Source organism: Streptomyces sp. XY431 (genome assembly GCF_001279805.1).
Taxonomy (GTDB): domain Bacteria; phylum Actinomycetota; class Actinomycetes; order Streptomycetales; family Streptomycetaceae; genus Kitasatospora; species Kitasatospora purpeofusca.
This window is the reverse complement of the sequence record NZ_LGDO01000331.1, coordinates 1-427: the sequence shown is the minus strand read 5'-3', so window position 1 is coordinate 427 and position 427 is coordinate 1. Positions and strand designations below refer to the sequence as shown.

Genomic DNA, 427 nt, shown 5'->3' with positions numbered 1-427 from the left:
CACGTCATCGCGCCCGGTCAACCGCCCCAGCACGATCGCCCAGGCCGCCTGCACCACCGTGTTCAGCGTGACACCGCGACCACGCGCCCACGACTCCAGAGCGGAGGCGTCGGGGAGCTTGACCTCCAGACGCTCGGGCATCGTCCGCGCCCTGGTCCCGGAGTCCGCGACCAGGTGCGTCGGCTCCTCCAGCCCGTCCAGGGCGCGGGCCCACGCCTGCTCGGCCTCCTCGCGGTCCTGGCCGGCCAGCCAGGTCACGTAGTCCCGGTACGGCGTGATCTGCGGAAGGCCCAGGGTGCTCCCGTCGGCCTCGTAGGCGGCGAACAGATCCTGCATCACCAGCGGCATCGACCAGCCGTCGAGGATGATGTGGTGGTTGGTCACCACGAACAGCCACTGGTCATCGTCCAGTCGGGCCAGGGCGAAG

At 70.7% G+C, this 427-nt stretch carries 1 protein-coding gene; it reads right to left on the bottom strand.

The genetic code is table 11. From position 1 onward, the window contains the following. Positions 1-427: condensation domain-containing protein (locus ADK60_RS24920; protein ID WP_159400570.1), on the bottom strand; the 427-nt coding region annotated here is incomplete at both ends.